The organism is Pseudomonas sp. NUPR-002 (assembly GCF_056322725.1).
Genome location: NZ_CM150476.1, coordinates 2,845,247 through 2,860,619, shown reverse-complemented (window position 1 = coordinate 2,860,619; position 15,373 = coordinate 2,845,247). Strand labels below are relative to the sequence as shown.

The 15,373-nt window shown below is 61.8% G+C and carries 15 protein-coding genes; 2 read left to right on the top strand and 13 right to left on the bottom strand.

Annotated features, from left to right (window positions below; genetic code table 11):
- Positions 1 to 2: 2 nt before the first annotated feature.
- From ACVWSC_RS12970 to iacA, 6 genes are all read right to left on the bottom strand, one after another.
- On the bottom strand, positions 3 to 962 hold the full coding sequence (locus ACVWSC_RS12970; protein WP_442114031.1) for a PDR/VanB family oxidoreductase: 960 nt from the start codon (positions 960 to 962) through the stop codon (positions 3 to 5).
- A 51-nt stretch (positions 963 to 1,013) separates the two neighbouring features.
- Positions 1,014 to 1,754 carry an SDR family NAD(P)-dependent oxidoreductase gene (locus ACVWSC_RS12965; protein WP_442114030.1) on the bottom strand — a complete coding sequence of 247 codons (741 nt, stop codon included), beginning with the start codon at positions 1,752 to 1,754 and terminating at the stop codon, positions 1,014 to 1,016.
- 12 nt (positions 1,755 to 1,766) lie between these two features.
- Entirely contained in the window at positions 1,767 to 2,243 is a 477-nt protein-coding gene (locus ACVWSC_RS12960) for an aromatic-ring-hydroxylating dioxygenase subunit beta (protein WP_442114029.1), read from the bottom strand.
- Between the two features lie 14 nt (positions 2,244 to 2,257).
- The gene (locus ACVWSC_RS12955; RefSeq protein ID WP_442114028.1) at positions 2,258 to 3,532 is read right to left on the bottom strand and encodes an aromatic ring-hydroxylating oxygenase subunit alpha; all 1,275 of its coding nucleotides are present in this window, start codon (positions 3,530 to 3,532) and stop codon (positions 2,258 to 2,260) included.
- A 124-nt stretch (positions 3,533 to 3,656) separates the two neighbouring features.
- On the bottom strand, positions 3,657 to 4,019 hold the full coding sequence (locus tag ACVWSC_RS12950) for an IacB protein (RefSeq protein ID WP_442114027.1): 363 nt from the start codon (positions 4,017 to 4,019) through the stop codon (positions 3,657 to 3,659).
- 16 nt (positions 4,020 to 4,035) lie between these two features.
- The gene (iacA, locus tag ACVWSC_RS12945; protein WP_442114026.1) at positions 4,036 to 5,208 is read right to left on the bottom strand and encodes an indole-3-acetate monooxygenase; all 1,173 of its coding nucleotides are present in this window, start codon (positions 5,206 to 5,208) and stop codon (positions 4,036 to 4,038) included.
- A 493-nt stretch (positions 5,209 to 5,701) separates the two neighbouring features.
- On the opposite strand from iacA, the gene ACVWSC_RS12940 reads away from it, so the two are divergent.
- The gene (locus ACVWSC_RS12940) at positions 5,702 to 6,331 is read left to right on the top strand and encodes an NIPSNAP family protein (RefSeq protein ID WP_442114025.1); all 630 of its coding nucleotides are present in this window, start codon (positions 5,702 to 5,704) and stop codon (positions 6,329 to 6,331) included.
- A 131-nt stretch (positions 6,332 to 6,462) separates the two neighbouring features.
- Here ACVWSC_RS12940 and catA read toward each other — a convergent pair whose 3' ends face one another.
- The 7 genes from catA to ACVWSC_RS12905 form a co-directional block, all read right to left on the bottom strand.
- The gene (gene catA / locus ACVWSC_RS12935) at positions 6,463 to 7,401 is read right to left on the bottom strand and encodes a catechol 1,2-dioxygenase (protein ID WP_442114024.1); all 939 of its coding nucleotides are present in this window, start codon (positions 7,399 to 7,401) and stop codon (positions 6,463 to 6,465) included.
- A gap of 34 nt (positions 7,402 to 7,435) precedes the next feature.
- On the bottom strand, positions 7,436 to 7,726 hold the full coding sequence (gene catC / locus ACVWSC_RS12930; protein ID WP_442114023.1) for a muconolactone Delta-isomerase: 291 nt from the start codon (positions 7,724 to 7,726) through the stop codon (positions 7,436 to 7,438).
- Between the two features lie 14 nt (positions 7,727 to 7,740).
- A complete protein-coding gene (locus ACVWSC_RS12925; RefSeq protein WP_442114022.1) occupies positions 7,741 to 8,862 on the bottom strand; it encodes a muconate cycloisomerase family protein in 1,122 nt (373 codons plus the stop codon).
- Positions 8,863 to 9,052: 190 nt separating this feature from the next.
- Complete coding sequence (locus ACVWSC_RS12920; protein WP_442114021.1) at positions 9,053 to 10,231, bottom strand: acyl-CoA dehydrogenase family protein; 1,179 nt, start codon at positions 10,229 to 10,231, stop codon at positions 9,053 to 9,055.
- 29 nt (positions 10,232 to 10,260) lie between these two features.
- Positions 10,261 to 10,980: a histidine phosphatase family protein gene (locus ACVWSC_RS12915; RefSeq protein ID WP_442114020.1), complete on the bottom strand. Its 720-nt coding sequence runs from the start codon at positions 10,978 to 10,980 to the stop codon at positions 10,261 to 10,263.
- The gene (locus tag ACVWSC_RS12910) at positions 10,973 to 11,347 is read right to left on the bottom strand and encodes a DUF6285 domain-containing protein (RefSeq protein ID WP_442114019.1); all 375 of its coding nucleotides are present in this window, start codon (positions 11,345 to 11,347) and stop codon (positions 10,973 to 10,975) included. Before ACVWSC_RS12910 ends, ACVWSC_RS12915 begins: the two co-directional genes overlap by 8 nt.
- Entirely contained in the window at positions 11,344 to 12,405 is a 1,062-nt protein-coding gene (locus ACVWSC_RS12905) for a phosphotransferase family protein (RefSeq protein WP_442114018.1), read from the bottom strand. Before ACVWSC_RS12905 ends, ACVWSC_RS12910 begins: the two co-directional genes overlap by 4 nt.
- Positions 12,406 to 12,716: 311 nt before the next feature.
- On the opposite strand from ACVWSC_RS12905, the gene ACVWSC_RS12900 reads away from it, so the two are divergent.
- Entirely contained in the window at positions 12,717 to 15,368 is a 2,652-nt protein-coding gene (locus ACVWSC_RS12900; RefSeq protein WP_442114017.1) for a LuxR C-terminal-related transcriptional regulator, read from the top strand.
- Positions 15,369 to 15,373: the final 5 nt, after the last annotated feature.

Sequence of the window (15,373 nt, the reverse complement as noted above, 5' to 3'; positions counted from 1 at the left end):
CCTCAAATGTCCAGCACGAGCGTTTTTGACTTGGCACGCGAGCAACACACCAGAATCTGGTCGTTGCCGGCTTTTTCTTCGTCGGTCAGGTACACATCACGGTGATCAGGCTCACCTTCCAGGACGTCGCACAGGCACGTGCCGCACACCCCTTGTTCACAGGACTTTTCAATCTTGATACCGACCTTGGCCAGGGCATCGAGAATTGACTGACCCTCGGCGATTTCCACGGTTTTGCCACTGCGCGCAGCGACCACTTCGAAGCTGGCGCCGCTGGCATCGACCTCGACCTGGAAATACTCTTTATGGATATGGTCTTCGGCGTAGCCTTGCTCTCGCGCACCGTTGATCACCCAGTCCATAAAACCGGAAGGGCCGCAGGTGTACATGTGCACGCCCGCCTGACCGCGCCCCAGCACTGCAGGCAGGTCGAGTTTCTGCTCATCCGCTTCGTCGTCGAAGTGGGTGACCACCTGCGCAGCGAACGGGGCGCTGCCCAGCTCCTCCAGAAATGCACTGCGCTGACGGGCACGCCCGCAATAGTGCAGCTCGAAAGGCTCACCGCGCTGATGCAGGGTGTAGGCCATGGCGATCATCGGCGTGACGCCGATACCACCGCCCAACAGCAAGGTGCGCTGTGCGTTTTCGGCCAGCGGGAACAGGTTGCGCGGTGCGCTGATCTGCACCTGTTGGCCCTCGTTCAGGGACTCATGCGCGGCCAGCGAGCCGCCGCGCGACGCAGGGTCCTTGAGAATGCCCAGGCGGTACGTGCTGACGTCGCCGGGGTTGCTGCACAGCGAGTACTGCCGCACCAGGCCGGGAGCCAGGTGAATATCAACATGCGCGCCGGCGTCAAACGCCGGCAGCGGCGAGCCATCGGTGCTGGCCAGGTCGAGAACGACGACGCCGTCCCCTTGCAGTTCGCGCTTGCGCACCACTACGTTCAAAAGTGCTTCAGTCATGGCAATTGCCCCATGTAGTCAGGAGGGCCGCCGCAGCGGCCCAGTGTCAGCTCAGCGCATGAACAGGCCGCCGTTCACATCCCAGGTCGCCCCGGTGGTGAAGTAGGCCTCTGGGCGCGCCAGCTGAACGATCAGATCACCGAGAAAACCTGCATCGCCAAAGCGTTGCACCGGAATGTTGGTGCGCAGCGCATCGCGTTTGTCGGCGGGTACGGCGGCATGTACGGCCGGGGAATCGATCGGCCCCGGGGCGATGGCGTTGACCGTCACCCCGCGGCTGGCGAACTCCTTGGCAAAAATCTTGGTCAGGGTCAGGATCGCGCCCTTGCTCGCTGCATAGTGCGCCCCGGTGGCAGTGCCGCCGTTCTGCCCGGCAAGCGAGGCCATGTTGATGATCCGCCCGTAACCGGCCTCGGCCAGGTAGGCGCCCAACACCTGGCAGCCAAGAAAGATGCTGCGCAGGTTCAGGCCGACCACCGCGTCGAATTCTTCGGGGCTGATCTGCATCAGCGGCGTGGTTTTGGTGACTGCCGCGTTGTTGACCACCACATGCAGCGCGCCGAAACGCGCCAGCACTTGGCTCAACGCCTGTTCAAAATCCGCCTTGTTGCCAACATCCAGTTGCACGGCCAAGGTCAGCTCGCCGGTTGGATCGAGCGCTTTTGCCGAGGCTTGTGCGGCCTCCAGGCTGCGGTCAGTGACCACCACCTGATAGCCGGCTGCCAGCAACTGCGCACAAAACGTCTGACCCAGGCCCTGCCCTGCGCCGGTCACCAATGCCACGTGGTTCATCGCACGGCTCCTTTAAAGGATGTATCCGATACCGGCGAGGGTATCGTCGCTGTTGATCAGGCTAATCAGCTTGCGCTGGATCTTGAAACTGCCTTCGCTGCGCACCAACGTGTAGGTCAGGTCGGCGCTGTAGTGCTTGAGGCTTTCCTTGCGGAACTCGCGCACGTTCTGCGCGCAGCGTACGGTCAGGTTCATGCCGTCATCGACCAGCACGCGAAACCGCGACAGCGTCCGCACGGTGCGCGGTTGCGGGCTGGTGGAGATCGACTCGCCGCCGATCAGACGCTGGACCCGCAGCTTGCGCATGTGATGGTCGTCGTAGGCGTAGTTCAGGGTGTTTTCGAAGTCGGTTTCCTTGGTGTTGATCGGGATGATGTAGGTCCCTTTCTCGGTCCACAGGTTGAGCCAGGCGTCGTATTCGCCGTGGTCGAGCATGTCGCCTTCCTGCCAGATGAAAGCGGTGACTTCTTGCAGCAATTGCAGGTTCATAAGGTTCTCCACACTCAAGCCGACATCATCTTTTTCCACTGCTGGTAGGCCGCACGCATGCCGGTTTCGGCACTCACGTCGGACACCAGGCCATCTTCACTGCGCTTTTCACCGGCCAGCCCGCGGTTGAGCATGATCCACAGCTCTTCACCGGCATTGGCGCCCTTCTGCACCCGCTCCCAGGCTTCGGAGTCGTCCGGGGTGCCAAAACCCATCGGGCCCTGGAAGTGCTCATGCAGACGCAGGCGGTAACGGTTGGCGACCGCCGGGCCGCCGTCCATGGTGATCACCGAGTGATGGATTTCGGTTTCGTTGACCGAGATCGGCTGCAGCACGCGGAAGAACGCCATCGAGCAGGCAATGTTGGGGAACAGGTTGAGGTTGAAGCCCGAACCACCCACGGCGCGCACGATGCGGCGCACCTGCTGTTCTTCGATGCCTTCGTCACGCAGCTCGGCGGCCAGCGCCTCGAAGCGCTCTGGAATCGGCTTGTCGAGATCGGCTTCCAGGTCGACCAGATCAGGGATCATCACCATCACGCTGTGGCCGTTGCCGAGGTCTTCGACGTAGCCTGGCCCCTCGACGAAATCGAACAGTTCCAGGGTCTGCTCATCGACCGAGGACAAGAAGCTCTTGTGCACCAGCGGGAAGTGGTAGGCGTCGGTGGTGTTTTCCAGCTGGATCTTCCAGTTGCCCGGGAAGCGGAAGCGGTGTTCGCCCGGCACCTTGATGCCGTAGCCCGCGCCCTGCTTCATGAACAGGTCGATCCACTTTTTCGCCGCACCGAGGAAGTCGCTCAGCGGTTCGATGTCGTCTTTGAACGTGGCAAACACCATGCCGGCGTAGGTTTCCACGCGCAGGCTGACCAGCGGCAGCTCAGACTTGTCGATGCAATCGGCGTAGCTTTCCGGGTGCGGAATTCCACGCAGCGAACCGTCCAGGGCGTAACCCCAGCCGTGATACGGGCAGACGAAACTGGCGGTTTTGCCTTTCTTGTGTTCGCACACCGTAGCGCCGCGGTGGCGGCAACGGTTGAGCAACACGTTGATGTTCTTCTTGCGATCACGCACCACGATCACCGGCTGCTTGCCGACGTAGGTGGTCTTGTAGTTACCGGCTTCCGGCACTTCGCTTTCGTGTGCGACCCATACCCAGGTGCTGTAGAAAATCTTTTCCAGTTCGGCATCGAACAATGCCGGATCGGTGTACAGCGAGGTGTGAACACGGTCAGCCTGCACCAGCTCGGCAGGGTCAACCGCCAGGTTTACGGCGGGGATCAAATTACTCACGGTATCTCCTTGCCGGCCTGAATACCGGCAACAGTTGCCCACCTGCTGCAATTGACCATCGCAACAGCGGTACCTTGTTGTTTTAAATGCAGTAGTGCGCAGTAACCGGCTAAGTTGCCGTCAATCAAGCACGCTGAATAATCAGCTCGCGGCCCACACGTGCTTCAACTTTGGCGTAGCGCCACAGTTTGTAAGTGCCCTCGCCCACCGGAGTTACCCGAAACAGGTTGCAGGCGGCATGCACGGTTTCGATGTTCGGCACATCGGCCAGCAAGTACGTGGTCCAGGGAAAACCGTCGGAAGGGCCAACCATGCTTTTGTCGTCATCCATGTTGCCCAGTACTTCGACGCCAGGCAGATCATGTATGCCATTCCACATTTCACTGAATGCCGCCCACACTTGAAGTTGCTCTTCACGTGGCGCATCGAAGAAGTTCTGGTTGATGCCCATGCAAAACAGCACGCGCAATGCTTTATTTTCACTCATGACAAAACCTCGGTAATTAGATATAGCCAGGAAGCGGTTGTTTGCCGAAGAAGATTGCCCCGGCATTCTGATAAGTCACGTCGCCCATAAACGCGTGCTGCGTCACCACCTGCGCGTCATTGACGCAGCGGGCCAGCGGGCTTTCGTTGTACACACCGGTCATGCCCGAGAGCATCTGCGCGGTACGCGCGACATCGGCGGCGACACGGGTGGCATGGGTTGAAGACAAACGCAGCAAGTTGGTGGTGGCTGCCGGTACCGGGTTGCCGGCCAGCACGTGATCCCAGGCCTGATCAATCGCCTCGTAGAAGAAAGCCCGCGCCGAGCGCAACGCCGCTTCGGCCTTGGCGATATCGACTTGCGCCAGCGGGCGGTCAGCCAGTGCAGGCGCCCCGGTCACCGAGATTCTGCCGCTGGCCATGCCCGCCAGCTCGTCCAGTGCAGCGCGTGCCACGCCCAGCCCGACCACCGAAAGCACCTGGGTGGCAAACGACAGCGAGGGATAGCGGAAGAACGGCTCATCGAGGTTGCTTGCGCCGCCGCGGACGAACGTCCACTGCTCCGGCACCACCACATCGTCGATCACCAGGTCATGGCTGCCGGTGCCCAGCAGGCCAACGGTTTCCCAGGTTTCGTCGATGCGCACCTTGGACTGCGGCATCACCGCAATACGTGGCAGGTCAAAGGCGTCACCGTTTTTCGGGGCAATGCCCACGCCCACAATGTCGGCGCCCATCGAGCCGCTGGAATACTTCCAGCGCCCTTTGACCTTGAAACCACCGGGCACCACCTCGGCAGGTTGCGGCGGGAAAATTCCGCCGGCAAAGACCACGTCCGGGCCATTGGCGTAGACCTGCGCGATGGTCTCCAGCGGCAAGGCTGCCAGGTACACAGGGCTCATGCCAAAGCTGGCTACCCAGCCGGCCGAGCCATCGGCATGGGAGATGCGCTCGATCATTTCGCAGAACTGCGCTGGCGAGCACTCGCTGCCACCAAAACGCCGCGGCACCAGAGCGCGATACACACCCTGCGCCTTGAACGCATCGATCACATCACGGGAGATGTGGCGTTGACGATCAAATTCACCCAGGCGGGCACGATCGCGAACACCGTCAAGCAGCGCTTCAAAGGCAGGACCAGTAGCAAGCGCAGACGCAGGTGCGGTGGCCGATACGCTAAGCGGATTCATAGAGAAACTCCGTCTTCAGTCACGGTTTAAGGGCAATGAGCAATGGGCAGGCGAGAGAACAATTCCTCGCGCTAGCAGCATGACCGCGGGACGGTGCTGCGGATGCTGACGCCTGTACAAAGACGTCAGACAGGGAGGGACAAGCGGGATGAGTCGGCATGATCGAGTACCTTTTTTGTTTTTGTGCCGTGGCGTCAATGTGCATTTATTTACGTGAATAGTCAATGGATTATTCACGCTTGAAAATGCCATTTATCTGGTCACTTAAAACGCCACAGGCTGTTGATAATCAGATATAAGTCACTGTTTTTACTGACTTAAATCCATAGAATCTGGCGAAACGGTTAAAAACTCCGACCCGTGAATAGATGATTATTCACGCTTTATTTCACGTATTTACTAGCAAACCATTCACACTCCAGCGATGATTGCACCGCTGTAACAGCGCACCAAGATCACGCTCCCTACACTCGCACTCCAAGAGGAATGACCCATGAGCCATCAACTGTACGAGTTGATCCGCCTGACCCTGCGCGTTCGCACCCCGGCACAGGCTTTGCCCAAACTACAGACAGCCTTGGGGCAGGCGCTTGAAGGCGTCGAATTGGTCGGCTGCTGGGTGTCCGAGATCGGCCCGCAGAACACCATTGCGATACTGCGCAGCTTTGCCTCAAGCGAAATCCGCGATGCCGAACGCCAGCGCCTGCTGTTGGCGGCGGATGGCCTGGGCGTCGGCGAGTACCTGCTGCACCAGCACATTGATGACTACTGCCGGTTCCCCTTCGTGCAGCCGCTGCCGGCCGGCAAGCACGGTCCGTTCTACGAACTGCGCGAATACAACCTGGTGCCGTCGGGGCTGGAACCGACCCTGCAAGGCTGGCAAAAGGCCGTGGGGGCGCGTACCGCAGAGGGGTACTCAGCGGTGTATGCCGCGTTCTATGCAACCAGTGGCCGCGTACCCCGCTACCTGCACATCTGGCCCTACGCCAGCCTTGAACAACGCCTGGACGTGCGTACGCGCGCAGTCAAAGACGGTGTTTGGCCGCCGGAGAACTCCGCGCCGCAACTGCAGGAAATGAACTCAGTGGTCTATCTGCCCGCCGCTTTCTCACCGTTGGCGTAGGAGCGGGCTTGCCCCGCGAGACGGCGTAACAGACAGACCGCCATCGCGGGACAAGCCCGCTCCCACCGGTCGGTGGTGTGTCAGACAGACCGCCATCGCGGGGCAAGCCCGCTCCCACCGACAGCCAGCGCCTACAACGGTGCCTGCAACGCACGCGGGCGCTGGCTGCGTTCGGTGGCCGCCGCGTCCTGGGCATCCTGCAGCTGGAAGCTGAATTCCAGATCGGCAAAGTTCGCCACCTCCAGCCCACGGGCCTGCGCCGCCTGCGCATCCTCGATGAAGTTCAAACGCCCGACCAGGCCATCACGGGTGGCGTAAGCAAAGTCGTCCCAGAGGTATTGATCACCCTCGAAGTTGATTTGCGTGGTCAGGTGACGGTAGCCCGGTGCAGAGATGAAGAAGTGGATATGCGCCGGGCGCTGGCCATGGCGACCCAGCTGGTTCAGCACTTCTTGCGTGGTGCCGCTGGGCGGGCAGCCATAACCACAAGGCACAATGCTGCGCGCACGATAGCTACCCGTTGCGTCGGTGACGATGCGTCGACGCAGGTTGTATTCAGACTGGCTACCGTCGAAGTAGGAGTAGGTACCCTTGGTGCTGGCATGCCAGACGTCAACCGTGGCCCCGGCAATCGGATGACCCTGGGCATCGACGACGCGCCCGTGCAGGAACAATGCAGTACCCGGGTCGCTGCCGTCATCCATGCGTGCCTCGCCTTCGGACAACGGTGCACCGGCGACATACAGCGGCCCTTCAATGGTCCGCGGGGTACCGCCGCTGAGCCCGGCCTGGGCATCTTTAGCGTCTTGCAGCAGGTCGAGGAAGTGCTCGATACCCAACCCCGCCACCAGCAGCCCGGCTTCCTGGTTGCTGCCCATGCGGTTGAGGTAGTCCACGGCTTTCCAGAACTCGTCGTCGCTGATTTCCAGGTCTTCGATCAGCCGCGCAGCATCCTGAATAATACGCAGGATGATCTGCTTGAAGCGCTGGTTGCCTTGGTCGTTGTCGATCCCGGCGACTTCCTTGAAGAAGTTCTGCACATCAGCAGTGTGGGAAATTTTCACGGTCATAGTTATCACCTGACATTATTGTTGTTGGATGTGATCAGCGATCGTCAGCATGGATCGAGGACGGATGGCGACACAGCCCATCGATCTCAATGTCCATGTAGGGGAACAGCGGCAGTTGCATGAGGGTGTCATGCAGCGCTTCGACACTGGGCACATCGAACACGCTGTAGTTTGCGTAGTGCCCGGCGATTCGCCACAGGTGGCGCCAGGTGCCCTCTTGCTGCAGGCGTTGCGCCAGGGCCTTTTCATCGGCCTTGAGCGCTGCGGCCGTATCGGCAGGCATGTCGAGGGGGAGTTTTACCGTCATCTTCACGTGGAAAAGCATGCTGTTTGCCTCTATCAACGGCGAGCGAAACGCGCCAGACGTGCTTCGTCCAGCGTCAGCCCCAAGCCAGGGGTACGGGGTACATGCAGGTGGAAATCGCGATACACCGGCGCTTCGGTGACGATTTCTTCGGTCAGCAGCAGCGGCCCGAACAGTTCGGTGCCCCAGGTCAGCTGATTCAGGGTGATAAAGGCATGCGCCGACGCCAGGGTGCCGACGCTGCCCTCAAGCATGGTGCCGCCGTACAGGGCCACACCGGCGGCCTCGGCGATCTGCGCGGTGCGCAACACCGCACGCGGCCCGCCATTCTTGGCAATCTTCAAGGCGAAGACGCTGGCAGCGCCGTCGATCACCAGGCTCAGCGCATCTTCAACGCATTCGATCGACTCGTCGGCCATGATCGGCGCGCTGCTGACCTGGTTCAGGTGCACTTGCCCGGCGCGGTTATTGCGCGAAATCGGCTGTTCGATCAGGTCGATGCCGTTATCGCCAAGCACCCGGCAGGCACGCACGGCCTGGGAAATGTTCCAGTACTGGTTAACGTCGACGCGCACGCTGGCCTGGTTGCCCAAGGCTTTTTTGATGGCGATGACATGGGCCAGGTCAGCGTCGACCGGGTTGGCACCAATCTTCAGTTTGAAGATGCGGTGACGGCGCTGTTCTAGCATCTGTTCGGCTTCGGCGATGTCGCGCGCGGTGTCGCCAGACGCCAGGGTCCAGGCCACTTCCAGGCTGTCGCGGACGCGACCGCCAAGCAGCTCACTGACCGGCAACCCCAGGCGTTTGCCCTGGGCATCGAGCAAGGCGGTTTCCAGGCCGGATTTGGCGAAGGTATTGCCTTTGGCAATCTTCTCCAGCTTGAGCATGGCGGCGTTGATGTTGCTGGCGTCCATGCCGATCAGGGCGGGTGCCAGGTGCGAGTCGATGTTCTGTTTGATGCTTTCCGGGCTTTCGTAGCCATAGGCCAGGCCACCGATGGTGGTGGACTCACCGATGCCTTCCACCCCATCGGCGCAGCGCAGCTTGATGATCACCAGGGTCTGCGCCTGCATGGTATGCATGGCCAGCTTGTGCGGGCGGATGGTGGGTAGATCGACAATCAGGGTGTCAATGCGTTCGATCGCAGCATGTGTCATGGCAAGCTTCCAAAGGCAAAGCGTCCGAGCATCGATAGATGCCCCGGACTGTTGTTTTTATTAGCCTTGCCGAGCTTTGCACATTGTCGTATTTACGTCCAATATCAATTGAATATTCAACTATACTCAGGAGGTATCAACGCACCGTAGCGAGTGGCAACGGCGCGCCTTGATATCACCCAACGTCTTGTTATTGCTGATTTTTCTGCTCAAAACGCGCCAATACCTTCTTGGCCAGGCTCATGCGATGCACCTCATTAGGGCCGTCGTAGATGCGAAAACTGCGCGCATCGCGGAAGATCCGCTCAACGATGCTCTCGCCGGTAACGCCCTGCCCGCCCAGCACCTGCACGCAACGGTCGATCACCCGCCAGATGCTTTCGGAGCTGATCACTTTGGCCATGCTCGACTCGACGTTGCCGCGCTCACCCTGATCCAGCACCCAGGCGCAATGCCAGATGGTCAGGCGTGTGCTGTGCAGGTCCATTTCGTTGTCGGCCAGCATGAAGCCTACCCCCTGGTGTTCGCCCAGTACCTTGCCGAACGACTGGCGCTGGCTGGCGTAGGTGCACGCCACCTCGTGGGCGCGGCGGGCCTGGCCAAGCCAGCGCATGCAGTGTGTCAGGCGCGCCGGTGCCAGGCGCAGTTGCGCATAACGAAAGCCCTTGCCCACCTCCCCCAGCACGTTGCTTGCCGGTACCCGCAGATTCTCCAGACGCAGCACTGCATGGCCGCCGGCAAAGCAGCTGTCGAGCGAATCCATCATGCGTTCGAGGATGAAGCCGGGCTGGTCGGTGTCGGTCAGGAACAGGGTTGCACTGCCGTCTTCCATGCGCGCCATGATGATCGCAACGCTGGCGCCCTCGGCGCCGGTGATAAACCACTTGTGGCCATTGATCAGGTAGTCGTCGCCATCGCGAACCGCGGTGGTGCTGAGCATCGATGGGTCGGAGCCAGCGCCGGGGCTCGGCTCGGTCATGGCGAAGCAGGAGCGAATGTGACCCTGAACCATGGGCAGCAACCAACGCTGCTTCTGCTCAGGCGTGGCCACCAGTTCCAGCAGGTGGATATTGCCTTCGTCCGGCGCATGGATGTTCAGGGCGATCGGCCCCAGCGGCGAATACGCGGCCTCTTCAAAAATGACGGCTTTTTCAAGGTGGCTCAGCCCCAAGCCGCCCAGCTCTTTTGAAGCGTGCGGGGTCAACAGGCCGTGGGCGCGGGCTTTCTCTACCAGGGCCTGGCGCAACTCAGCGTTGGGGCCGTGCGGGGTTTGCCGCGGGTCGCGCTCCATCGGCACGATTTCTTCGGTGACAAAACGGCGAACCTTGGCTTGCAGGGCCAGCAGTTCGGCAGGGAGTTGAAAATTCATGGTCATATTCCTTGGGTTATGGGCCGCAGTCAGGCGTGCAGGCGACGTGGGTCGATGGCGCTGTAGAGGTGCTCCATGACGGTCTGCTCGATGGCAATCTTGGCGGGGTCATAGGGCGTGAAGTTCTGCGTGCGGATCAGCGCACGCAGCACACGCGGGCCGTGCATGTCGATATCCAGCACATTGAGGCAGGCATGGTCCTGTTCGAACGCTGCAAGCCCGTGCAAGCCGGCACCGCTGGCCCAGGCCAGGAGGATGCGGTTGACCGCGTCGTGGCTGACGATCAAGGCGCTGCTCCAGTCGGGGTCTGCCAGCAGTGCGTTGAACTGCGCCAGGATGCGGGCCTGAAACGCCTGCCAGCCTTCACCGCGCAGAAATGCCGCGCCCTCCCCGGCGGCCAGCGCATAGGCCTCGGTGACTTCCTGCTGCAGCGCAGGTTCTGGGATATCACGCAGGCGGCCAGCGCGAATCTCGCGCAAGTCGCTGAGCATCTGCACCGGCTGGGGACGCCCGACCAGCAGTTGGTCCAGGGTCTGCCGGGCTCGCGGGTAGTCCGAGCACAGGGCGCGGTCGAACGGCACCTCGCGCAGCGCCTGGGCCAACGCCTGCGCTTGCGCAATCCCCTTGCTCGACAGTGGGACGTTGCGCGGATCCAGCGGCCGCCCATTCGCGTCGAAATAGCTCACATGCCCATGACGAACCAGGTAGCAACGACGGCGGCGCACGCCGTTCGCAGGGCTGTCATTCATCGCGCAGTACCTTGGGGTTGTTGATTTTCAGACGCTCGGCCGTACTGATCTGCAGCGCCTGCAACAGGCCATGCTGCGCCGCGCAACTGGCGTCATATACGCCACTGCGGATCTGCTCAGTGATCAGTGCTTGCGCCTGCGCCAGTGGCACTGGTGGCAGCCCTTGCAGGGCCAGTACGGCATTCAAGGCATTGCTGTGCGCCTCGGCACAAGCCTGCGAACGTTCAATGTCGCGCCCGGCAATCGCCAGTGCGTTGGCGATCATCCGCGCGTCGTAGTGTTGCTGTGGTGGCAGTACCGGCAGCAGCTGCGACAGCAGCAGCTCACGGGCACAGGCCAGCAGATCACACGTATCAGACGTACTCATGCGCTCATCCCTCCGGTCAGGGCCAGAATCTCGTGTTCCAGGGTGGGCACCAGGCGCCCGGTCAGCACCAGCTCCAGCGAGCGCTGCTGACCCGAGCGGTGGCGCTGATGCTGCTGCAGGGCAATCACCGCCCAGCGCAGGTGGGCCAGCACTTGCCAGAAACGCAACGCCGCAGCGCTCAGTTCCAGCGCGCTGACGCTGCGGTAGCCGGCAAGGAAGTCGTCCAGCGCGCCGATGCCACCGGCGGCAAGGTCTGCGCGGGCGAAGCGCCAACAACGCGCCGAAAACCAGCCCAGGTCTTCGCGCGGATCGCCCCAGCCGGCGAACTCCCAGTCCAGCACGCCGGTCAGGGCACCGTCGTCTACCAGGTAGTTACCGGTGCGGTAGTCGCGATGGATCAGGCAAGGCGCCAGGGCGTCGGGCTTGTTCAGCTCGCACCAGCGCAAGCCCCACTCCAGCACCGGGTGGCGCTCAGGCAAGGTGTCGAGAAAGCCACGATAGTGCTCGATGCTGCTCTGCACCGGGTCTGCCACGGGCGCGGGCAAAAACTCAAGCCCCGCCTGTGGCGGGGTGATTTGATGCAGACGGGCCAGGTTGGCACCCAGTGTGTGGCACAGCCCACGGCGCTGCTCGTCGGTAAACGCAGCAGTGCTCAGGGCAAAGCCACTGGCACTCCCCTCCAAGGCCTGCATGACGAAAAACACCCGGCCGATCACCTGCAGGTCCTGACACAGCCACAACGGCGCGGGCACCTTGACCCCGGCCTGATGAACGCGGCGCAGCACTGCGAACTCCTGCTCACGGCTCATGCTTGCCGCCACTGCCGAGGCGGCATCGGTACGCAACACCCAGCGCTGGCGACTGGCTTGCTGGCCGTCATGCACCCGCGCCTGCAGCAGCCAGTTTTCCTGGATGGCGCCCCCAGACAGCCGCTCACTGCGTTCAATAACCACCGGCTGGCCATCAAGCTGGGCGCTGAAGTACACGGCCAGCGCCTCGTGGGCCTCTGCGATGTCGATTCGGGCGTTGTCACGCCGCAAGGAATTGCTACTTGGCATAGTGGACTCGATCTCGCCGATTGATTGCTGTCAGGCTCGGGAGCAAGATCGATGCCACGCACTGAAATTTTTAACTTAAGTCTTTATTAACAATCACTTACACACGATTCACGAAGACCTTGGCGTTTCAACACGCGCTCCTTGTTGCAGTTTTGAAGCCTTGCATTGCAGGTATGAACGCCCGATTTCAAGCCTGAACCGCCACTGCGCTACGCAGAAGTTTCCATCGTGACGCCGCTCTCGGCTAGGATGAGCGCGCTCGACCGAGCTCACGCCACAGCCCCTGTTTGCCTGCAAGGAACCACAATGTGATGGCCCTGCCCGTGCTTCAGCCCAACCAACTGCGCATGCCCGCTGAACCTGCCCGGGCCCTGACTCGCGAGCGCCTGATCGAGCGTTTGACTCAGGCGGTTGATGGCGGCTGCTTCGTCCTGCTTCAGGCTCCCGTGGGCTATGGCAAAAGTATCCTGCTCAGCCAGTTCGCCCGCCGCCAGGCCGCAACCAGCGCCTGGCTGCGCCTAAGCGCCGCTGACAATCAGCCGCTCAGCCTGCTGCTGCACCTGCAGGCGGCGCTGGGCATGCCCGCAAGCACCGCGCCAATCGACGCGCAGCGCCTGTGGCGCGACATTCAGCAGTACCTGGAACGCCTGCCTGAACCGCTGACCCTGCTGCTGGACGACCTGCACCTGCTGCACGCGCCCCAAGCCTGCCAGTACCTTGAGCAACTGCTGCTGTATCCGCTGGCCAATCTGCGCTTGCTGGCCGCCAGCGAAGGCCCTCCGCGATTAGCCTTGGCTCACCTGCGCCGTGATGCCAGACTGCTGCAGATCAGCGCTCACGAGCTGGCGCTGGACAGCGAAGAAACCCGGCAACTGGCCGCCCGCCGCACTGTACAACTGAGCGCCGATGCGATTTACCAGTTGCGTGCTGGCAGCGAAGGCTGGATCAGCGGCGTGTTGTTGTGGCTCAACGCCTATAGCCAGGCCACCGCCAGCGGGCAGGCCCCCAGCGACTTGCGCGCGATTACCCTGCAGTCCCTTGTCCATGCCCGTCAGTTCCTTGAGGAAGAGCGTCTGCGCCAGCTCAAGCCCGAGCTGCTGCGCCTGCTGGAGCGGACTTCGGTGGTGCCTGCCTTCGACCTTGAGTTGGCCCACGAGCTTAGTGGCAGCCCCAATGTGCGCGAGCAGGTCCGGCAGTTGCAACGCCTGGACCTGTTCATCGAGACCCGCGCCGGTGAGCACCGTGAGTTCCGCTATCACCCGGTGCTGCGTAGTAGCCTTTACCAGCGTCTGGAACAACGCGATCCGCAGCAACTACGCCAGTTACATCAACAGGCAGCGCAGTGGTTGCTGGCGCAGCGTCAGGTCACCGAAGCGCTGCACCAGTTTGTTCGCGCCAAGGACTTTGACGCGGTGCAGTCGATTGTCGAGCGGCATGCCTTCGAGCTGCTGCGCGAAGGCAAGATCAACACCCTGGTCGACTTTCTCGCCGACGTGGCCGGACACACCGGCAACGACAGCCTGACCCTGGCCACCACCGAGGCCTCGATCGTCATCGTCACCAATGACGTGGCTCATGCACGTCAGTGCCTGCGGCGTCTGCAAGGCCTGCTGCGCCAACGGGCGCCAGCGCGTCATCCGCAGCGGGTGCAGCAAACCCTGGCGTTTTTGCGCACCCGTCTGGCCTGCCTGGGTGGCAACCTGATGCACAGCCTGCGTATCGCCGATCGTGCCCTGCAGCAAGTACCTGAAGCCAACGCAGCGCGTTCGGTGTTGCATTTTGACCGGGCCAGTTGCCTATACGCCCTGGGCTGCCTGAATGAGGCTGAAGCCGAGGGTCAACAGGCCTTGAGCGAGTTACAAGCGTTTGGCTTGAGTGGCTACACCCATCTGCTGCAACTGCTGCTAGGCCAGATCGAACTGGCCCAAGGCAAGGGCGAACAGGCCTGGCAACGCTTTGTGAACATGGCCAACGAGCACCAGAACAGCAGCTCGGGGATTTTCTACAGCCTGTTCCATCACCTGGGCCAAGGTCTGGTGTTGCTGCAAGGCAATCAACTGGCGCAGGCACGCCAGTGCCTGAACCAGGCCGAAACTCTGGCCCTGGGCTTTCCCCATTGCGCGGCACTGGCGCGGGTGTTCCACCATCAGGCCTGCCTGTACTGGGCCCAGGGTGATACGCAGTTGGCCAAGGCACGTTGGGATGAGGTCAGGCGCATGACCCGCCAGTACAGCCTGTTTCTGCTGTACCGCCTGGCCAGCGCCTGGCGCGCACGGCTGGCCGTGCGTGAGGATGACCAGGCCTTTCTGCTCGCCTGGCTGGATGAGTGGCACAGCTGCTTCGCCCGCTACGGCGAGCACTTGCTGCCGGAAGAATGGCTGGCCTACGCCTGGGTGCAGCGCCATCTGGGCCAACATCGCAAAGCCTGGCAGATTCACGCCAACCTCAAAGAACAGGCGCAAGCCCAAGCCAATCAGCGCTTGCTGCTCGACACGCTGCTGCTGGAAACGGCGCTGGAACAGGACCGCAATGCCCGCGACGCGGCACTCCTGTGCCTGGAGCAGGCTTTGCAACTGGCCAGCCGCCACGGTTTTGGCCAGCTGTTGCACTACGAAGGGCAAGCCACCCTGGAGTCGTTGCAGCACCTGTTGCTGCCACAGGTCCGCGAACAACTGCAGTTGACTGAACCGCCCCCCGCGCGCGAACGGCTGCAGCAGCTGTTCGGCCGCAGGCTGACCAGCAACGAGCAGACCCACCCTGCCCTGATCGTGCCGTTGTCCAAACGTGAACTGGCAGTGCTCCAGCGTTTGGCCCGTGGGCAAACCAACCAACAGATCGCCGAAACGCTGTTCATCAGCCTCAGTACCGTCAAAACCCACATCAACAACCTGTTCCGCAAGCTCGATGTCGCCGATCGCGACAGCGCCCGGCGCATGGCCCAGGCGCTTGGCCTGCTGGACTGACCTCC